At 69.8% G+C, this 19,618-nt stretch carries 17 protein-coding genes and 1 tRNA gene; 3 read left to right on the top strand and 15 right to left on the bottom strand.

Going from position 1 to position 19,618, the window contains the following annotated elements; all coding sequences use genetic code 11:
* Nucleotides 1–52 precede the first annotated feature (52 nt).
* From AC3A3J_RS07340 to AC3A3J_RS07315, 6 genes are all read right to left on the bottom strand, one after another.
* Nucleotides 53–1,627 (bottom strand): FAD-dependent oxidoreductase, encoded by a 1,575-nt coding sequence (locus tag AC3A3J_RS07340; RefSeq protein WP_487671649.1) that lies wholly within the window; start codon nucleotides 1,625–1,627, stop codon nucleotides 53–55.
* Nucleotides 1,628–1,634: 7 nt separating this feature from the next.
* Nucleotides 1,635–2,498 carry an FAD:protein FMN transferase gene (locus AC3A3J_RS07335; RefSeq protein WP_487671648.1) on the bottom strand — a complete coding sequence of 288 codons (864 nt, stop codon included), beginning with the start codon at nucleotides 2,496–2,498 and terminating at the stop codon, nucleotides 1,635–1,637.
* A 10-nt stretch (nucleotides 2,499–2,508) separates the two neighbouring features.
* Nucleotides 2,509–2,976 (bottom strand): FMN-binding protein, encoded by a 468-nt coding sequence (locus AC3A3J_RS07330; RefSeq protein ID WP_487671647.1) that lies wholly within the window; start codon nucleotides 2,974–2,976, stop codon nucleotides 2,509–2,511.
* A gap of 94 nt (nucleotides 2,977–3,070) precedes the next feature.
* Nucleotides 3,071–4,105 carry a ribose-phosphate diphosphokinase gene (locus tag AC3A3J_RS07325; RefSeq protein WP_487671646.1) on the bottom strand — a complete coding sequence of 345 codons (1,035 nt, stop codon included), beginning with the start codon at nucleotides 4,103–4,105 and terminating at the stop codon, nucleotides 3,071–3,073.
* A 7-nt stretch (nucleotides 4,106–4,112) separates the two neighbouring features.
* Complete coding sequence (gene glmU, locus AC3A3J_RS07320) at nucleotides 4,113–5,543, bottom strand: bifunctional UDP-N-acetylglucosamine diphosphorylase/glucosamine-1-phosphate N-acetyltransferase GlmU (protein ID WP_487671645.1); 1,431 nt, start codon at nucleotides 5,541–5,543, stop codon at nucleotides 4,113–4,115.
* A 1-nt stretch (nucleotide 5,544) separates the two neighbouring features.
* Nucleotides 5,545–5,616, bottom strand: a tRNA-Gln gene (locus AC3A3J_RS07315).
* Between the two features lie 81 nt (nucleotides 5,617–5,697).
* Between AC3A3J_RS07315 and AC3A3J_RS07310 the strand changes: the two genes are divergently transcribed.
* The 3 genes from AC3A3J_RS07310 to AC3A3J_RS07300 are packed head-to-tail and all read left to right on the top strand — an operon-like array spanning nucleotide 5,698 to nucleotide 7,671.
* On the top strand, nucleotides 5,698–6,219 hold the full coding sequence (locus AC3A3J_RS07310) for a GNAT family N-acetyltransferase (RefSeq protein ID WP_487671644.1): 522 nt from the start codon (nucleotides 5,698–5,700) through the stop codon (nucleotides 6,217–6,219).
* Complete coding sequence (locus AC3A3J_RS07305) at nucleotides 6,216–6,710, top strand: MarR family winged helix-turn-helix transcriptional regulator (RefSeq protein WP_487671643.1); 495 nt, start codon at nucleotides 6,216–6,218, stop codon at nucleotides 6,708–6,710. Before AC3A3J_RS07310 ends, AC3A3J_RS07305 begins: the two co-directional genes overlap by 4 nt.
* 19 nt (nucleotides 6,711–6,729) lie before the next feature.
* Nucleotides 6,730–7,671, top strand: coding sequence for a pseudouridine synthase (locus tag AC3A3J_RS07300; RefSeq protein ID WP_487671642.1), 942 nt, complete (start codon nucleotides 6,730–6,732; stop codon nucleotides 7,669–7,671).
* A 7-nt stretch (nucleotides 7,672–7,678) separates the two neighbouring features.
* On the opposite strand, the gene AC3A3J_RS07295 is transcribed toward AC3A3J_RS07300, so the two are convergent.
* The 9 genes from AC3A3J_RS07295 to mmsA form a co-directional block, all read right to left on the bottom strand.
* A complete protein-coding gene (locus tag AC3A3J_RS07295) occupies nucleotides 7,679–8,338 on the bottom strand; it encodes a methionine ABC transporter permease (RefSeq protein ID WP_487671641.1) in 660 nt (219 codons plus the stop codon).
* On the bottom strand, nucleotides 8,338–9,381 hold the full coding sequence (locus AC3A3J_RS07290) for a methionine ABC transporter ATP-binding protein (RefSeq protein WP_487671640.1): 1,044 nt from the start codon (nucleotides 9,379–9,381) through the stop codon (nucleotides 8,338–8,340). The genes AC3A3J_RS07295 and AC3A3J_RS07290 overlap by 1 nt, the downstream gene beginning before the upstream one ends.
* Before the next feature lie 101 nt (nucleotides 9,382–9,482).
* Nucleotides 9,483–10,391 (bottom strand): MetQ/NlpA family ABC transporter substrate-binding protein, encoded by a 909-nt coding sequence (locus tag AC3A3J_RS07285; RefSeq protein WP_487671639.1) that lies wholly within the window; start codon nucleotides 10,389–10,391, stop codon nucleotides 9,483–9,485.
* 163 nt (nucleotides 10,392–10,554) lie between these two features.
* Nucleotides 10,555–12,309: a Na+/H+ antiporter gene (locus AC3A3J_RS07280; protein ID WP_487671638.1), complete on the bottom strand. Its 1,755-nt coding sequence runs from the start codon at nucleotides 12,307–12,309 to the stop codon at nucleotides 10,555–10,557.
* Nucleotides 12,310–12,462: 153 nt separating this feature from the next.
* Entirely contained in the window at nucleotides 12,463–14,307 is a 1,845-nt protein-coding gene (locus AC3A3J_RS07275; RefSeq protein ID WP_487671637.1) for an ABC-F family ATP-binding cassette domain-containing protein, read from the bottom strand.
* A 77-nt stretch (nucleotides 14,308–14,384) separates the two neighbouring features.
* The gene (locus AC3A3J_RS07270; protein WP_487671636.1) at nucleotides 14,385–15,173 is read right to left on the bottom strand and encodes an alpha/beta fold hydrolase; all 789 of its coding nucleotides are present in this window, start codon (nucleotides 15,171–15,173) and stop codon (nucleotides 14,385–14,387) included.
* Between the two features lie 295 nt (nucleotides 15,174–15,468).
* The gene (locus AC3A3J_RS07265; protein WP_487671635.1) at nucleotides 15,469–16,590 is read right to left on the bottom strand and encodes a substrate-binding domain-containing protein; all 1,122 of its coding nucleotides are present in this window, start codon (nucleotides 16,588–16,590) and stop codon (nucleotides 15,469–15,471) included.
* Nucleotides 16,591–16,648: 58 nt separating this feature from the next.
* Complete coding sequence (gene mmsB, locus AC3A3J_RS07260) at nucleotides 16,649–18,004, bottom strand: multiple monosaccharide ABC transporter permease (RefSeq protein WP_487671634.1); 1,356 nt, start codon at nucleotides 18,002–18,004, stop codon at nucleotides 16,649–16,651.
* On the bottom strand, nucleotides 18,001–19,542 hold the full coding sequence (mmsA, locus tag AC3A3J_RS07255) for a multiple monosaccharide ABC transporter ATP-binding protein (RefSeq protein WP_487671777.1): 1,542 nt from the start codon (nucleotides 19,540–19,542) through the stop codon (nucleotides 18,001–18,003). The genes mmsB and mmsA overlap by 4 nt, the downstream gene beginning before the upstream one ends.
* Nucleotides 19,543–19,618 lie beyond the last annotated feature (76 nt).

The raw sequence follows: 19,618 nt of genomic DNA, 5'->3' as shown, positions 1-19,618 counted from the left end.
TCCGCCTGCAGATGACGCGCACCCCCGGCGCCACCGAACGGCCCTGGGGCGGTCAGTAGCCGGCGAAGGCGTCGGTGGTGAGGCCGCGGCTGCGACGCAGCGCGGGAGCGAGTTCGGCGATCAGCCGCGGCGGGCCCGACACGAAGGCGTGGCGCGTGGCGAGGTCGGGCACGACCCGTGCGAGGCCGTCGGCGTCGAGGCGGATGCCTCCGGCCCACGTCCAGTGCGCGGGCAGGTCGCGCGGCTCGTCGCGGGTGAACACCACAGTGCGCACGCCGGTCGCCGCCAGCTCGTCACGGAACGCGAGCTCGGCGGCCTCGGCGGCGACGTAGAGCAGCACGACATCGCGCCGCGCCCCCTCCGCCTGCAGCTGACGCAGCTGCGACACGAACGGCGTCACCCCGATGCCGGCGGCCACGAGCAGCAGCGGCACGTCGGCCTTCGGCAGCACGAAGTCGCCCCACGTACCGGTCACGGCGAGCGCGGTGCCCGGCGCGACCTCTGCGAGCGCCCGCTTGTACGACGACGGATGCTGCGGGTCGCCGTTCCGGTACGCGAGACGCAGCTCCGGCAGGTCGGCGGGTGCCGAGACGATGCTGAACTCGCGTCGCGTACCCCGGGCGTCGGCGCGACGGTGAGGCACGTCGAGTTCGAGGTACTGACCGGCGTCGAACGCGAAGCGCCCCGTCACGCGGAAGGTGAGTTCCTGCGCGGTGGGCGTCACCGCGCGACGCCGTTCGAGCACCAGCCGCACCGCACCGCGCAGCGCGAAGGCGAACGCGACGAGGTTGCCGAGGAGCAGCGCGCGGTCCTGGCCGAGGGTGAACAGACCGCCGATGGAGATCGGCCACCCGGCAAGCACTCCGACGACCGCGGCCACGATGTACTGCTGCCGACGCCTCGGCGGCAGCGTCAGGGGCTCCGAGAGCATGAACGCGCCGAGGAACAGGAATGGCGACTGCAGCACGGCGAACGAGAGCGCCGTGCCGAGATCGGCAGCCAGCCCGACCTCCTGCGCCTGCACGAACTGCCGCACGACCGAGGTCGCGACGGCGAGCACGAGGAACAGGGCGACCACCCGCACCTTCTCGGTGCGCCACAGCACGAGAAGACCGAGCAGCAGCACCGGGAGTGCGAGCGACGGGGTGCCCACCCACCACGACGCCGAGGTGCCGAGCCACGAGAAGGCGCCGAACGACCCCACGATCGAGACGACCGCGGCCCCGAACGCGGCGGGGTTCAGGATGTGCCGTCCGCGCCACACCACGAGGTACTTCGTGAGGCTCGCGAGCGCGCCGGCGAGGGCGAGGCCCAGCAGCGTTGCGGGCTCGACGCCGGGTCGCAGCACGAAGAGCAGGATGAGCGCGGTGATGAGCGACGACTCCACGCGCCACGGCCGTCGCAGCAGGCGCTGCACGAGCGCATCGACACCCGAGATGACGACCGTGAGCACCAGCAGGGACACGATGATGTCGAGCGGCGCGGGCGAGACGATCACGCCCAGCGTCGACAGGACCAGCGCGATGACGGCGAGCGTGGCCAGCGCGGCGAGCACGAGACGGTACATCGACAGGGCGCCGAGGCGCGCGAGCACCCGCTGACGGAGGGCGGTGGCGGAACGGAACATGGGTTTCCTAGGGCTGCGGGGCGAGGGTGAAGAGTTCGACGGGACAGGCGGGCGACCGCTGCGCGCGGCCGTCGGTGCTCATGCGCACCCACTCCACGCCCCACCGTGCGGCGAGCGCCGGCCCTCCGTCGAAGAAGAGGGCGGTGGCGACGGCATCCGCGGTCATCGCATCGGGGGCGATCGCCCAGGTGGCGGCCCAGGTCGTGACCGGCCGGCCGGTGCGGGCGTCGAGAACGTGGTGGAGGCCGTCGCCCCACACCCGTCGATTGGTCGCCGACGCACAGAGCGCCTGGTCACGGATGGTCGCGACGCCGATGGCGCGCGTGGTGTCGAACGGATGCTCCAGCCCGACCCGCACCGGCCGCCCGCGCACCGCGAGATCGCCGCCGGCGTCGACCACGACGTCGCCCTCGACGTCGCCGAGCGCCGCGAGCACGAGGTCGACGAGGCGTCCCTTGCCGACAGCACCCACGTCGATCGTCGCCGGTGTCTGCAGCGTCGCGCCGTCGCGCGTCCACCGCAGCACCTGCTCCCACCCCGAGGGCGCCGGCACGGCCTCGCCCGTCACGAGCGAGTAGCGCGCGTCGTAGCCGAGTGCGGCGAGGCTGTCGCCGACCAGCGGATTGACCGCTCCGCCGGTCGCCGCCGAGAGTTCCCGGTACGCGTCGAGCATCGACGCCGCGTCGGCCGAGGCCAGCTCGCCGCCGTCGCGAGCGAGGCGTGAGACGGCGGAGTCGTCACGGAATCGCGACCAGGTGCGATCGAAGTCCTCGATCAGCGCGTCGACGGCGGCGCATGTCTGCGCAGGCAGCTCGGCGACGGTCTCGACCTCCCACCGCGTGCCGATCGCCTCGAAACGCCAGATCACCATGGTGCGCGGGTCAGGCGGCGGCTTGCTTCTTGATGTCGTCGACGGCGGCGTTGAAGCCGCCGCTCGTCAGCGACGACCCGGCGACGCGCGTGACGTTCAGTTCGTCGATCGACTTGCCCTCGACCTCTTCGGAGATGCCGTCGATGAAGGCTCCCTGGTACTGCTCGGTCTCTCGGGCCTTCGGATCGCCGGTCACCTCGACGTCGGTCACGACGCCGTCGGCGAGGGTGAGGGTCACCGAGATCGTCTCGACCGATTCGGGCGTCTGGTACGAGCCCTCGGCGGTGTACGTGCCGTCCTCGTAGGTGCCGCCCGCGTCGCCTCCCGACGAGGTACCGCTGTCGGAACCGGTCGAGCCGGAGTCCGCCGCATCGTCGGTGGTCGCGGTGCCGGAGCATCCGGCCAAAACGAGGATCCCGGCGATGCCGAGCAGGGCGGAGCCCGTGCGGACAGGGGTCGGAACGGTCGTACGGATCATGATGGTCCTCCGGCTCGATGTCGTCGACGCGGTGTCGATGCTCCGAGAGTAGGAAGGCCGCCTATGGACCTGCTGTGCCGTGTCGAGGCGTGGTCTATGCGTCGCCGCCGAACATGCTCGTCACCGATCCGTCTTCGAAGACCTCGTGGATGGCGCGCGCCAGCAGCGGGGCGATCGGAAGGATCGTGAGCTTCTCCCAGCGGCGCGACTCGGTGAGGGGGATGGTGTCGGTCACGACGACCTCGTCGATCGCGGCGTCCTGCAGGCGCTCGGATGCCGGGTCGCTGAAGATCGCGTGCGTCGCGGCGACGATCACGCGGTGGGCGCCGTTGGCCTTGAGGGCCTGTGCCGCCTTCACGATCGTGCCGCCGGTGTCGATCATGTCGTCGACGAGGAGGCAGGTGCGCCCCTCGACCGTGCCGACGATCTCGTGCACCGACACCTGGTTGGCGACCTTCGGGTCGCGGCGCTTGTGGATGATCGCCAGCGGGGCGCCGAGGCTGTCGGACCACGTGTCGGCGACGCGCACGCGGCCCATGTCGGGCGAGACGACCGTGAGGATCTCGCGGTCGGCGGGCGAGAGCGTGCGCTCGAAGTGATCGAGCAGCACGGGCTTGGCGAACAGGTGGTCGACGGGGCCGTCGAAGAAGCCCTGGATCTGCGCCGCGTGCAGGTCGACGCTCATCACGCGGTCGGCGCCGGCGGTCTTGAGCAGGTCGGCGACGAGGCGGGCGCTGATCGGCTCGCGGCCCCGGCCCTTCTTGTCCTGCCGGGAGTACGGATAGTACGGCGCGACCACGGTGATGCGCTTCGCCGACGCGCGCTTGGCCGCGTCGATCATGATGAGCGTCTCCATGAGCCACTCGTTGACCGGCTCGCCGAAGGTCTGGATCAGGAACAGATCGACGCCGCGGATCGAGACCTCGAAGCGCGCATAGATCTCGCCCGACGCGAAGGTGCGGTGCTCGACGGGCGCGATCTCGGTGCCGAGCGCGGCGGCGACGGCCGCGGTCAGCTCGGGGTGCGATCGACCACCTGCGACGACGAGGCGCTTCTTCGTCTTCGCGACGAGGCCGGGGGCCACGCCGTTGTCGCGATCCAGATCGACCGTCTTCTTCTTGCGCGCCATTCCGTGCCTACTCCGCCGCTCGTTCTCGGGACGCGGCGTCCGCCGCACCCGTGCCTGCTCTGTTCTTCTCGACCCAGCCCTCGATGTTGCGCTGAGGGGCGACGGTCATGGCCAGGGCTCCGGCCGGAACGTCCTTGCGGACCACCGCGCCGGCGCCGGTCTTCGCGCCCGCACCCAGCCTAACCGGCGCGACGAGCACCGTGTGCGACCCGGTGTGCACCTCGTCGCCGATCTCGGTGCGGTGCTTGTTCACGTCGTCGTAGTTGGCGGTGATCGTGCTGGCGCCCAGGTTCACACCGCGGCCGATCGTGGCGTCTCCGACGTACGACAGGTGCGGCACCTTGCTCCCATCGCCGATCTCGGCGTTCTTCGTCTCGACGTAGGCGCCGATCTTGCCCTTCGCGCCGAGCACCGTGCCGGCGCGCAGGTACGAGAAGGGGCCGACGGTCGCGCCGGCGCCGATGACGGCCAGCGTCGCGTCGGTGCGGCGCACCACCGCGTCCTCCCCCACCTCGCAGTCGACCAGCGAGGTGTCGGGGCCGACGATCGCGCCCTCGGCGATGCGCGTCGCTCCGAGGATCTGCGTGTTCGGGAGGATCCGCACGTCGGGCGCAAGGACGGCGTCGTCGTCGATCCAGGTGGTCGCCGGGTCGACGATCGTGACGCCCTCCAGCTGCCAACGCCGCACGATGCGGGCGTTGAGCAGGCGGCCGACTTCGGCGAGCTGGGCGCGGTCGTTGACGCCGAAGGTGACGGAGACGTCGGAGACGACGGATGCCGCGACCCGGTCGCCGTCTCGGCGTACGAGACCCGGCACGTCGGTGAGGTACATCTCGCCCTGGGCGTTCTCGACGCCGATCTCGGGGAGGTAGGTACGCAGCGTCGTCGCACGGAAGACGTACATGCCGGCGTTGATCTCGCGCACGGCGGCCTCGTCGTCGTTCGCGTCCTTCTGCTCGACGATGCGGTCGACCCCGCCGTCGACGTCGCGGATGACGCGGCCGTAGCCGGTCGGGTCGTCGACGACGGCCGTCATGAGCGTGGCGGGCGCACCCGAGGCGCGATGCTCGTCGAGGAACGAGGAGAGCGTGTCGGCGTCGGCGAGGGGGCAGTCGCCCGAGAGCACGAGCACATCGCCGTCGAAGTCGGCCGGCAGCGCGTCGACGGCCACCTGCACGGCGCGTCCGGTGCCGGGGACGTCGTCCTGATCGACGAAGACCGCGTCGGGGTAGTCGTCGCGCAGGGCCGCCACGACCTGGTCGCGCTCGTGCCGCACCACGACCTCGACGTGCTGCGCTCCCAGCGCACGCGCGGTCGTGAGCACGTGGCCGACGAGCGGGCGTCCGCCGATGCGGTGCAACACCTTCGGCAGGCGGGACTTCATGCGCGTGCCCTGACCTGCGGCGAGGACGATGATCGCGAGGTTGTCTGCTGTCATGCTCCGCCGCCAGGACTCGAACCTAGACCTCACAGCTCCAAAGGCTGTCGTGCTGCCATTACACCACGGCGGACCGCGGCCACCCCGGGGGCGCCGCTCGACAATTCTGCCACGCCGTCATCCGGCCGAAACACGGTCGTGCGATGCTCGCCCCATGAACATCCGGATCGACCGCGTCGACGGCCCCACCCCCGGCCTCGCCGCCTTCCTCCTCGCGCACCACGCGGACATGGCGGGCACCGCCCCGCCCGAGAGCCAGCACGCTCTGCCGATGGACCGGCTCCTCGACCCGGGCGTGCGACTGTTCGCGGCACGCGACGGCGACGAGCTCGTCGCGACCGGCGCCCTGGCGCCCCTCGCGGGCGACGACGGCCACGAGGAGCTGAAGTCGATGCGCACCGATCCGGACCGCCGGGGCCAGGGACTGGGCCGGGCGATGCTCGACGCCCTGCTCGACGACGCCCGACGGCGCGGCGTGCGCCGGGTGTCGCTCGAGACCGGGAGCGACGCGTTCTTCGCCCCCGCACGACGGCTCTACGAGCGTGCCGGGTTCGTCGAGTGCCCCCCGTTCGCGGCGTACGTGCCCGACCCGCACAGCACGTTCCTGCACATCGACCTCTCCCCCGAGGCGGCCGGGTCCGCAGGCGGCGACGCGCGCGCGATAATGGACGGATGAGCGCAACCGACGAGGTCGACCGCATCGTCGGGGCCTGGAACACCCAGCGCCCCGACCTCGACTTCTCGCCGCTCGAGGTGCTGTCGCGCATGGACCGCCTCTCGCGCCACCTCGACCGCGCCCGGCGCGACGTGTTCCGCCGCAGCGACATCGAGCCGTGGGAGTGGGACGTGCTGTCGGCCCTGCGCCGCGCCGGCTCGCCTTTCCAGCTCTCGCCCAAGCAGCTGCTGCAGCAGACCCTCGTCTCCAGCGGCACCATGACCAACCGCATCGACCGCCTCGTCGGGCGCCGGTTCGTGCGGCGAGAGGCCGACCCGGGCGACGGCCGCAGCATCCTGGTCACGCTCACCGACGACGGACGCGTGCGGGTCGACGCCGCCATCACCCGCCTCGTCGACGTCGAGGCCGAGCTGCTGCGCGCGCTCTCCCGGTCGGACCGCGATCGGCTCGCCGGGCTGCTGCGCAAGCTCAGCCTGAGTTTCGACGCATGAGAGGCGTCCGCTGATGGGCATGGCCTCTCCCCTGCCCGTGCGGGACGGCGTGGGCGCGACGCGACTGCACGTGCCCCTGAGCGGATCATGGCCGACGATCGCCGACTACATGATCGAGCGCTTCTTCCATCTCGACCCAGAGCGTCTGCGCGTGCGCTTCGACCGCGGTGAGATCGTCGCCCGCGACGGCAGGCCGCTCGCACGCGACACCCCGCTCGGCGCCGCGGAGTTCGTCTGGTACTACCGCGAGCCCCCGGTCGAGACCGAGATCCCCTTCGAGATCGAGGTCCTCCACCGCGACGACGACCTCGTCGTCGCGGACAAGCCCCACTTCCTCCCGACCACGCCGGGGGGCAAGTACCTGCAGAACTCCGCCCTCGTCCGTCTGCGGAACCGGCTCGGCATCCCCGAACTCACCCCCATCCACCGGCTGGACCGGGCGACGGCGGGTCTGCTGATGTTCTCGGTGCGGCCGCAGACGAGGGGCGCCTACCAGCTGCTCTTCGAGAACCGCGAAGTGCGCAAGGTCTACGAGGCGGTGTCGCGTCGACCGGACGACTGGGACGACGCCGCACCCGCCCTGGCGGGGCATCCGCTCCCGGTCGTCTACCGCAACCACATCGTCAAGCACCGCGGCCAGGTGTGCGTGCAAGTCGAGGCCGAGCGCGAGCCGAACTCCGAGACCCGCATCGAGCTGCTCGGCAGCGACGAGCGGGTGATCCACACCCTGCTGCGCCCGCACAGCGGCAAGATGCACCAGTTGCGCGTGCATCTCGCCGCGCTGGGCGCCGGCATCCTGAACGACGGCTTCTACCCGGTGCTGCTGCCCGAGACGCCCGACGACTTCTCGCGTCCGCTGCAGCTTCTCGCCCGCGAACTGCGCTTCACCGACCCCCTGTCGGGAGAGGAGCGCGCGTTCACCACCGGCCGACGTCTGCAGGAGGCGCCGACCGGCCGGTGACGGCGTGTCAGCGGCGCATGATCCGACGTGCCAGGCGCGCGCCCAGCAGCTGCACGAGGTGCACGAACACCACGATCAGGATGATCGCCGCCCACATCACGACGGGCTCGAACTGGCGGAAGCCGTAGATCTGCGCGAAGGCACCGAGGCCGCCGCCGCCGATGAGACCGGCCATGGCCGTCATGTCGATCAACGCGACCACGATGAACGTGTAGCCGAGGATGAGCGGTCCGAGCGATTCGGGGATGGCCACGGTGAACAGGATGCGCAGGGGCCCCGCCCCCATCGCGCGGGCGGCTTCGATCACGCCGGGCGGGACGGACACGAGGTGCTGCTCGACGATGCGGCCGATCGCGAACGCCGCCGCGAGTCCGATGAGGAACGCACCGGCGGTGGTGCCGATGCCGGTGCCGACCACGGCGCGGGCGAACGGCTGCGCCACCGCGACGAAGAGCACGAACGGGATGGGGCGGAAGAAGTTGACCGCGAGGTTCGCGATCACCGACACGGCGGCGTTCTGCATGAGTCCGCCGGGGCGCGAGACGTAGAGCACGATGCCGATGACGAGGCCCAGCACGCCGCCGAGCAGCAGCGCGAAGGAGGTCATGTACAGGGTCTCGAGCGCGGCGCTCCAGAACTCCGGTCCGAGTTCGATCAGACGCTCCATCAGCGGGCCTCCTCTCCGGCGATCTCGGTCACTTCGACGCGTTGCGCGATCGCCGCCAGTGCGCGGTCGACGGCGGCGCCCTCGCCGCGGATCGCCAGCGTCAGGTGTCCGAACGCGCGTCCGCGGATGTCGTTGATGCCCCCGTACACGAGCTCGAAGTCGAGGCCGGCGGCGGCGAGGTCGAGGAAGACCTGCGCCTGCGACGAGTCGCCGTCGCGGAAGGAGAAGGTGACGATGCGCCCGCGGTGCCGCTCGCGCAGGACGGCGAGCTCGGCGGGCGACGGGATGCCCTTGACCACCGTGCCGACGAACCGCTGCGACGCGGGGTTCTGCGGAGCGGAGAACACGTTGAACACGTCGCCCTGCTCGATGACCCGCCCGCGCTCCATCACCGCGACCTTGGTGGCGATCGTCTGGATGACGTCCATCTCGTGCGTGATGACGATGATGGTCACCCCCTGCTCCTCGTTGACCCGCTTGAGCAGATCGAGCACCTCGTGGGTGGTCTGCGGGTCGAGGGCGCTGGTGGCCTCGTCGGCGAGAAGGATGGCGGGCTTGGTGGCGAGCGCCCTGGCGATGCCGACGCGCTGCTTCTGCCCGCCCGAGAGCTGCTCCGGGTATGCCTTCGCCTTGTCGGCCAGGCCGACGAAAGAGAGCAGCTCGGCGACGCGCTCCTCGATGTCGGCCTTCGACCAGCCGGCCAGCTTGAGCGGGTAGGCGATGTTGGCCTTGACCGTGCGCGACGAGAAGAGGTTGAACTGCTGGAAGATCATGCCGATCCCGCCGCGCACCGTGCGCAGCGCCCGCTCGGGCAGGGCGGTGATGTCGACGCCGTCGACGTGGATCGAGCCGGAGGTGGCGGGCTCGAGCGCGTTGATGAGGCGGACGAGCGTCGACTTGCCGGCACCGGAGTACCCGATGATGCCGAAGACGTCGCCCTTCTCGATCGACAGCGAGACATCGTCGACGGCGAGGATCTCGGCGTCGCCCGCCACGCGGGACGGGTAGGCCTTGGACACGTCGGTCAGGCGCACGATCGGCATGGGATGCTCCGGGGTGGTGTCGGGAACGACGAATCGGGTGACGCGCGATGCGCCACCCGATTCTCTCGCATCAGGCGGGAGGGGTCTCCCCCCGCGCTGACTCACTTGTTCTCTTCGGTGTCCTTCTGGACCTTCTCGAGCGACGCGACGAGGTCCTCGACCGGGGTCTGCAGAGCGACGGCGGTGTTGCCGGACGACTCGCTCAGGCCCTTCTGCACGGCCTCGTTGGTCTGGAAGATCTCGACCAGCTTGAGGTACGTCTCGTTGTCGGCGTCTTCGGCGCGAGCCGCGAAGATGTTGACGTACGGGAGGGCGTTGGGGTCCTCCGGGTCGTCCTGCGCGATGGCGTCGTCGAACGTCAGACCCGCGTCCTCGACGAAGTCGTTGTTGATGATCGCGGCGGCGACGTCGGGCAGCGACGTCGGGATGAGGGCGGCCTCGAGGGCCGTGACCTTCACCTTGGACTTCGCGGTGTCGACATCGGCGATGTCGGAGAAGATCGTGCCGCCGCTCTTGAGCTCGATGAGGCCGGCCGACTGCAGCACGAGCAGGGCGCGCGCCTGGTTGGAGGCGTCGTCGGGGACGGCGACGGTCTCGCCCTCGGGGATGCTGTCGACGTCGTCGTACTTCTTCGAGTACAGGCCGAGCGGGTAGATCGCGGTCGAGCCGATCGGCTCGAGGTCGGAGCCCGAGTTCACGTTGTAGTCGGCGAGGTACACGATGTGCTGGAACTGGTTGAGGTCGATCTCGCCCTCGCTCAGCGCGGGGTTCGGCTGCTCGTAGGAGCCGAAGTCGACGAGCTCGACCGTGATGCCTTCTTCGGCGGCCGCGTCGACGAACGCGGGCCACTGCGGGTCGCCCTTGCCGACGACGCCGATCTTGACGGTCTCGCCGTCGGACGAGCCCGAGTCGCCGGATCCGGCGTCGGACGACGTGGCGCAGCCGGCGAGCGCGACGACGAGCGGGACCGCGGCGAGCGCGGCGAGGAGGGAGGTGGTACGACGGGACATGATGTGTGCGGGTTCCTTCTGTCAGGGACTCGAATACGTTAGGCAGGGCGGCGGCAGCGCGCGGAATCGCATCGTCACACAGCGTCACGCGACGGCATCGCCCGCGCGTGTCGCCACGGCATCCGCCCGCCCGCCGGTCGCTGCGCCCCCGCCGCGGTCGGGCTCAGTCGAACTCCTCGATGCCCTGCAGCCGCACCTGTTCGAGGTCCAGTCGGGCCGCGATGCGGCGCACGACCACGTCGTCGATCGTTCCGGAACGGCGCAGACCCAGCAGCACCTCGCGCTTGCGCTCGAGCAGTGCGAGCTTCAGCCGGGTGTGCTCCTCGTGGCGCACGAGCGGCGACCGCTGCATGACGTCGACATCGGTCGAGGTCGCGATCATCTGAAGAGTCGTGCCGTCGAGGGCATCCGTCACGCCGCCCGTGGCGAGGGGGTCGTCGGAATCCAGGGCCGGAACGGCGGGCGCGGTGGTCGTCGTGTCGGGCTGCGCGAGCAGGGCATCCAGCTCGCGGGCCTCGGCATCGACGAGCTCCTGCTCGCGCGCGAGCGCCTTGGCGTTCGCGAGCTCGAGCATCTGATACCCCTCGGTGCGCACGCGGTCGCGCACCTCCTGGCCCACGCCGTGCTCCGCTGCCAGATCGTCGAGCGCCGCGAGGGCCGCGCCCGAGATGGTGCGCTCGGCGAGCTCGTACTCCTCCTGCTCGGCGTGATCGACGGGCATCCGCGCCCAGCGCACGACGGCCGGCAGGAGCGGCCCCTGCACGAGGAGGCTGAGCAGGATGACACCCGCGGTGACGAACACGACCTCGTCGCGGCCCGACGATCCATCGGCGAGGGTCGAGGGCACGGACAGGGCGATCGCGAGCGAGACGGCGCCGCGCATCCCGGCGACGGTCGAGACCAGACGTGAGCGCGCCCGCAGGCCCCGCGGGGGTCGTTGACCGCTCTGCCTCTGGAACGGCGCGGTGAGCAGTTGGAAGACGTACCGGACGACGACCAGCGTCACCCACACCGCGATAGAGGTGAGCGCGAGCCATCCGATCATCGCGCCGGAGATCTCGTGCACGACGTACTGCACCTCGAGGCCGATGAGGATGAAGAGCGCGCCGTTGAGCAGGAACACCCCGAACGGCCACACGGCGTCGGTCTGACGCCGCGACGACGCGGTCGTCACCCGCGGCGACACGAACGAGACGATCAGCCCGGCGACGACCACCGCGAGCACCCCGGACGCGTGGATGATCTCGGCGACGAGGAACGCCGTGAACGGGATGAGCAGCAGCGTCACGTTCAGCACCGAGGTGCGGTTCGTGCCGCGCAGCAGCAGAGCGCCGAGGAGCGCTACGACGACCCCCGCGGCGATTCCGCCGACGTAGGACACCAGCACCGTCCACGTCACCGACAGCGGCGTGATCTGCCCGCCGACGGCGAGCGACACGGCGATCGCGTAGAGCACGAGCGCCGTGCCGTCGTTGGTGAGGCTCTCGGCCTTCAGCTTCATGAACATGCGCCGAGGCAGCAGGCGTCCGAGGGCCGCGACGGCCGTGGCGTCGGGTGGGGCGACGGCGGCCCCGAGGATGAGCGCGATCTCCCACGGCATCCCGAATAGCACCCCGACTCCGGCGACCGCGAACGCGGAGGCGACGACGAGCAGCGTGCTCATGGGCAGGATGTAGCGGAAGTCGCGTCGGATCGACCGCAACGAGGTCGTGAGGCTCTCCCAGAAGAGCATGACCGGCAGGAAGAGCAGCAGCACGGTCTCGGGCGGCAGCTGCACCTCGCGCAGCGCCGGGACGAACCCCAGCAGCAGCCCCAGCACCACGAGCACGAGCGGCAGAGCCAGCCGGATGCGCGGGGCGAGCAGGGTGCCGACGAGGATCGTGAGTCCGAGCAGGACGGTGACCTCGAGTCCTTCCATGGGCGTACCTCCCGAAATGCCGCAGAATCATGCCGTGCGACACCGGATGGCGTCGGATCCCACCCAGAGCACAGCGCGTCTGAGGGCAAAGGTATTCCCTCGGGTGCGCCGATCACCAGGGACCGGCACTCCCCCCGATGGGACGGAAGCCGCTCAGCCGATCTGCTCGGTGAGCTCGAACCACTTCTCCTCGAGCTCCGCGATCTCCGCTTCCTGCGCCGTGATCGCGGCCATCTTGTCGCCGAGACCCGCGTAGTCGCTCTGGTCGTGATCGGCGAGGGCGTGCTTCGCCGCGTCGACCTGCTGCGTCAGTTTCTGGATGCGCCGTTCCAGGGCGGACACCTCTTTCTGAGCGGTCCGCAGGGCGGCGCCGTCGAGACCGGCCGCCGGCGCTGCCGCGGCCGGGGCGGATGCGGGCGACCCGGTGCCGGCGGTCGCTCCCGTGCCGGCATCCTGCAGCTGCCGCAGACGCAGGTACTCGTCGACACCGCCGGGAAGGTGACGGAGGCGCCCCGCCCCGTCGCGGCCCGGGAGGATCGCGTACTGCTGGTCGGTGACCCGCTCGAGGAAGTAGCGGTCGTGGCTGACCACCAGCAGCGTGCCCGACCACGAGTCGAGGAGGTCCTCGATCGCGGCGAGCATGTCGGTGTCCATGTCGTTGGTCGGCTCGTCGAGGATCAGCACGTTGGGCTGGTCGAGCAGCACGAGCAGCAGCTGCAGGCGCCGCTGCTGGCCGCCCGAGAGATCCTTGACCGGTGTCGACAGCTGGGCCGACGAGAAGCCGAGGCGTTCGAGCAGCTGCCCGGGTGTGAGGTCCTGCGCCTTCGATCCGGCGCCGAGCGTGTATGAGGTGCGCAGGCCCGAGATGACGACACGCACCGGGTCGTTCCAGTGCGGTTCGAGTTCGTCGATGCGCTGGGTGAGCGTGCGCACCTGCACGGTCTTGCCGCGCTTGACCCGCCCCTCGGTCGGCTCGACAGTGCCCGAGATCAGACCGAGCAGGGTCGACTTGCCTGCGCCGTTCACGCCCAGGATGCCGGTGCGCTCCCCCGGCGCGATGCGCCACTCGACATCGCGCAGCACGGTCTTCGCGCCGCCGTCCTGCGTCGCATAGGTCACCGCCACATCGAGCAGGTCGACGACGTCCTTGCCCAGACGCGAGACGGCGAGCGACTGCAGCGAGACCGTGTCGCGGATCTCGGGCACGTCGGCGATGAGTTCGTTCGCCGCGTCGATGCGGAACTTCGGCTTGCTCGTGCGCGCGGGGGCGCCGCGGCGCAGCCAGGCCAGCTCCTTGCGGGCGAGGTTCTGCCGCTTCGCCTCGGTCGCCGCCGCCATGCGGTCGCGCTCGACGCGCTGCAGGATGTACGCGGCGTAGCCGCCCTCGAACGGCTCGACGATGCGGTCGTGCACCTCCCAGGTCTCGGTGCAGATCTCGTCGAGGAACCACCGGTCGTGGGTGACGACGAGCAGCGCGCCCGAGTTCGGCGCCCACCGCTTCTTCAGGTGCCCGGCGAGCCACGTGATGGCCTCGACGTCGAGGTGGTTCGTCGGCTCGTCGAGGGCGAGAACGTCCCAGTCCCCGGCGAGCAGGCGGGCCAGCGAGACGCGGCGGCGCTGGCCGCCGCTGAGCGATCCGACGCGGGCGTCCCACGGCAGCTCAGCAAGCAGACCCTCGATGACATCCCGTGTGCGGGCATCCCCCGCCCACTCGTACTCGGGGGTGTCGCCGACCACCGCCTCGCCGATCGTGAGGTCGTCGTCGAGGGTGTCGGCCTGCGAGAGCACACCGATGCGTGTGCCGCCGCGCACGGTGACCCGCCCGGCATCCGGCTCCTTGGTGCCCGCGAGCATGCCGAGCAGGCTCGATTTGCCGTCGCCGTTGCGGCCGACGATGCCGATGCGGTCCCCCTCCTCGATGCCGAGGGTGACGGAGTCGAAGACGACGCGCGTCGGGTATTCGAGGTGCAGGGACTCGGCCCCCAGGAGATGTGCCATATCCCTCCCAGACTAATCGCCCCCGCTCGCCCCTCCCCCCGCCTCCCGTCCCGCTCCGGTCGCACGAAGGGTCGTTCTCAGCGCCGGGAGCGACCGTTCGTGCGACCGGAGCGAGCGAAGCCGCCGTTCGTGCGACCGGAGGACGAGACGAGCGGGTCCGCGAACAGCTCGGGGAGGGTAGCGGTGAATGCGTCGGGGTGGCTGTACCAGAGTGTGTGGGCCGCGTGCGGGATGCTGCGCACGTCGACGCCGCGCTCCGACCACTCCGCGGCGAGGGCGTCGGGCACGAACCGGCTCGGCGACGCTCGCACGACGATCGAGCCGGGGGCCGGAGCCCACACCAGTTCGTCGCCGCAGGAGATCGATGCCGACGTCGCCGCGTCGAACCGCGCGGCCGCCCGCGCCTCCCGCACGGCGCGGCCCAGCGTGTATTCAGACCGGGCCTGCAGCGACGCGACGCTCCGCCCCCGCGCCTCCAGCGCGTATTGCGAGGTCAGCGATCGACGGTCGGCGCCTCCCTTGATCGCGAGTCCGGCGTCGACGTACACAGCCGTCCCGGCCCCGAGCGAGTCTGCGGCTTCTGCCAGCACGCTCCCGCCGTACGAGTGCCCCACGGCGAACACCGGCGCGCCCCCGCCGAGCGCGCGGACCGTCTCAACGACGGATGCCGCAGCCGATGCAACCGTGAGCGCCGGATCGCGCGGCGACAGGCCATGACCCGGAAGATCGAGGGCAACGACCCGGAATCCCTGGGAGCCGAGCAGCGGTACGAGTTCGTGCCAGCTCTCCGCCGACCCCATCAGCCCGTGGAGCAGGACGACGCTCGGCCCGCTCGCGTCTCCGCGCACCTCCGCATGCAACAGCATCCGTCCACTCAATCACGTCCCCGCTGTACCCTCCCCCCGCCTCCCGTCCCGCTCCGGTCGCACGAAGGGTCGTTCTCAGCGCCGGGAGCGACCGTTCGTGCGACCGGAGCGAGCGAAGCGACCGTTCGTGCGACCGGAGCCGGCGACGCGAGCGCCGGAGCGGTCGAAGCCGCCGGAGACGCGGAGAACCGCCCGGGCGGAGGGCCCGGGCGGTTCTCGTCGGCGGAGCGGATGCTCGCGGTGCTGCTCAGAAGGACGACTGGTAAGTCTTACGACTCGTTAGTCGTCTGTCTGGTTACTTGTAGGACTCGACGATCTCGAGCAGGCTCGGAACGTTCTTGTACGCCTCGGCAGCGTTCTCCTTGGTGACGATCAGCGGCTCGAGCAGGTACGAGTCGACGACCTTCACGCCGTTGTCGTAGGACTCGGTGTCGTTGACGTCGACCTCCTCGCCCTTCTGCAGCTGGCCGACCATCTTGATGGCCTGCTCGACGAGCAGCGCGGTGTCCTTGTTGATGGTGGAGTACTGCACGCCCTCCATGATCGACTTCACCGACTCGACCTCGGAGTCCTGACCGGTGACGACCGGAACCGGCTTGCCGGCCTGCTGCACCGAGGTGATGATGGCGCGGGCGAGCGTGTCGTTCGGCGAGAGCACGCCGTCGAGCACCGTGTCACCGCTGTACGAGCCGGTGAGCAGGGTGTCCATGCGGTTCTGCGCGTTCTCGGCGAGCCAGCCCTCGGTGGCGGTCTGAGCGATTTCGGTCTGACCCGAGACGACGTTCAGCGTGCCGTCGTCGATCTTCGGCTGCAGCACGTCCATCGCGCCGTCGAAGAACACGGCCGAGTTGGCGTCGTCCGGCGAACCCGAGAAGAGCTCGATGTTGTACGGCGCCTCGTGGCCCGCGCGCTCCTCGAGGCCGTCGAGCAGAGCCTGACCCTGCAGCTGACCGACCTTGAAGTTGTCGAACGCGACGTAGTAGTCGACGGCCTCGGTGTTCTCGATGAGGCGGTCGTACGCGATCACGTAGGCACCGGCATCCTTGGCCGCCTGCACCTGCGTGGCCAGCTGCTTGCCGTCCTTCGCGCCGATGATGATGACCTTGGCGCCGTTCTGCACCATGGCCTGGATCTGGTTCTGCTGCTCGGCGACGGTGTTGCTCGCCGGGGCGTACTGGACGTCGGCCTTGTAGCCGGCCTCCTCCAGTCCGTCGGTGAACAGCTTGCCCGCGAGCACCCAGTTCTCCGACGTCTTGTCGGGAAGGGCGACGCCGATCGTGGAACCCGCCTCGAAGCCCGATGCGGCCTCGTCACCGCTGCCGGATCCGGTGTCACCGCCGCGCTCCGACGAGCAGCCGGTGAGGGCGAAGGCGCCCGCGACGACAAGCGCTGTCGTCGTAAGGAGGATCTTCTTCATGTGATCTCTTTCTCTGGTGTGTGAAGGTCTCGTCGCGCGTGGGCCACGCGACGGACCCCTACTTTCCGCTCGTCTTGTCGACGGGTGGGGCTTGGTAGGTCTTGTTGGGCTCGAAGGTCTCGGTCGCGGGGTCGACCTGGCGGCCGAAGCGTCGCGTCATGAAGCCGATGAGCGAGGGGCGGCCCTGCTGCTTGTTCCAGACGTCGATGCCGACCGCGAGCAGGAGCACGAGGCCCTTGATCATCGAGACGACGTCGGCGCCCTGGCCGAGCAGCGCGAGGCCGTTGTTGAGGAACGCCATCACGAGACCACCGATGATCGAGCCGATCACGGTGCCGATACCGCCGGCGACGGCCGCGCCGCCGATGAAGACCGAGGCGATGGCGTCGAGCTCCCAGCCGGTGCCGTCGTTCGGCCCGGAGGCCTGCGAACGGGCGACGAAGATCATGCCGGCGAGGGCGGCGAGGACCGACATGTTCATCATGACGAAGAAGTCGACCCAGCGGTCCTTCACACCCGACAGGCGCGCGGCCTGCCGGTTGCCGCCGACCGCGTAGATGTGGCGGCCGAAGACGGTCTTGCTCGTGACGAAGGTGTAGAGGATGACGAGCGCGAGCAGGATGAGACCGGGCACAGGGAAGCTCGTGCCGGGGCGGCCGGTCGCGAACATCCAGGCGGCGGCGAGCACGACGATCGACAGGAGCACGACCTTCGTGACGCTCACCCAGAGCGGCGCCATGTCGGAGCCCATCTTGCGCTGGACGCGGCGGGTGCGGATCTCCCAGAAGACCAGCCACGCGACCGCGACGAGCGCGAGCAGCATGGTCGGGATGTTGAACGGCAGCGGCAGACCGATCTCGGGCAGGTACCCGGTGCCGATCACCTGGAACCCCTTGGGCACCGGGATCGTCTGCGCGTCGCCGATGAACTGCTGCGCACCACGGAAGAACAGCATGCCCGCGAGGGTCACGATGAACGCGGGGACGCCGACGTACGCGACCCAGAAGCCCTGCCATGCGCCCACCAGCGCGCCGACGCCGAGGCCGAGCAGGATCGCGAGCGGCCAGGGGAGGTTGCCCTCGGTCATCGCCTTCGCGACGATGATGCCCGTGAACGCCGCCACCGATCCGACCGACAGGTCGATGTGACCCATGATGATGACCATCACCATGCCGATCGCGAGGATCAGGATGAACGAGTACTGATTGATGACGTTGATCAGGTTGCCCGAGGTCAGCGTCGCACCGTTCGGGCCGTTGCGCAGCAGGGTGAGGATCTCGAAGAGCACGATGATGACGATGAGGCTGCCGAGGATGCCGAACTGGCGCAGCGTCGACGTGCCGCCCCCTCCGAACATCTTCGTGATGTCCTTGAGGTGGAATCCGCTCTTCGCGGGGGTGGATTCGGTGGTCATGCGGATGCTTTCTGGGTCGCGGAGGTCATGCTGCGCATGAGGGCCTCGGGGGTGGCCTGGTCGGCCGGGATGCAGTCGGTGACCCGACCTTCGAAGACGGTGTAGATGCGGTCGGAGATGCCCAGGAGCTCGGGCAGCTCGCTGGAGATCACGATGACGCCCTTGCCCTGGGCGGCGAGCTCGTTGATGATCGCGTAGATCTCGTACTTCGCGCCGACGTCGATGCCGCGGGTGGGCTCGTCGAGGATGAGCAGGTCGGGGTCGGTGAACATCCACCGGGCGAGCACGACCTTCTGCTGGTTGCCGCCCGACAGTTTGCCCACGCCCTCTTCGACCGACGGGGTCTTGATGCGGAGCGCCTTGCGGTAGCGCTCGGCGACCGAGTACTCCTCGCGGTCGTCGACGACGCCGCGCTTGGCGATCTTCGACAGCTTCGCCGCGACGACCGACCGCTTGATCGTGTCGAGCAGGTTCAGGCCGAGCACCTTGCGGTCCTCGCTGACGTACGCCAAGCCGTGTTTGATCGCGGCCGCGACGTCGGGGAGGGCGATCTCCTGGCCGTCCTTGATCATCGTTCCCGAGAGGAACGTGCCGTAGGAGCGGCCGAACATGCTCATCGCGAACTCGGTGCGCCCGGCGCCCATGAGTCCGGCGATGCCGACGACCTCGCCGCGGCGCACGTTGAGACTGGACCCCTTGACGACCATGCGCTCGGAGACGGTGGGATGCTGCACCCACCAGTCCTTGACCTCGAAGAACACCTCGCCGATCTCGGGCGTGCGGTCGGGGTAGCGGCTCTCGAGCGAGCGGCCGACCATGCCGCGGATGATGCGGTCCTCGTTGATCTCGCCGCGCGAGATGTCGAGCGTCTCGACCGTGCGGCCGTCGCGGATGATGGTGATCTCGTCGGCGATCTGCTCGATCTCGTTGAGCTTGTGGCTGATCATGATCGACGCGATGCCCTTGGCCTTGAGGCCGAGGATCAGGTCGAGCAGGTGCTGCGAGTCGTTCTCGTTGAGGGCCGCGGTGGGCTCGTCGAGGATGAGCAGCTTGACGTCCTTATTGAGGGCCTTCGCGATCTCGATGAGCTGCTGCTTGCCCACGCCGAGCGTCTTGACGGCCACGTCGGGGTCTTCGTTCAGTCCCACGCGGGCGAGCAGCTCGACGGTGCGGCTGGTCTGCGCCTGCCAGTCGATCGCGCCGAAGCGGCTGATCTCGTTGCCGAGGAAGATGTTCTCGGTGATCGAGAGCTCGGGGATGAGCGCCAGCTCCTGGTGGATGATGACGATGCCGGCGGCCTCGCTCGCCGCGATGTCGCGGTAGCGCTGCTCCTCGCCGTAGAGCAGGATCTCTCCGTCGTAGGTGCCGTACGGGTACACCCCCGACAGCACCTTCATGAGCGTCGACTTCCCGGCACCGTTCTCGCCGCAGATCGCATGGATCTCGCCGGCGCGGACGGTGATCGAGACGTCGGCGAGAGCCTTGACCCCCGGGAACTCCTTGGTGATGTTGCGCATCTCCAGGATCGGGCCAGACACGGTAGGCAACGTTGCTGTGGTGCTCACGGATCTTCCTCGCGACGTGCGGTCACCTTCGATGTGACCGTTCACATTG

The organism is Microbacterium sp. Soil_N32 (genome assembly GCF_057655505.1).
This window is presented reverse-complemented; position numbering and strand designations above follow the sequence as displayed.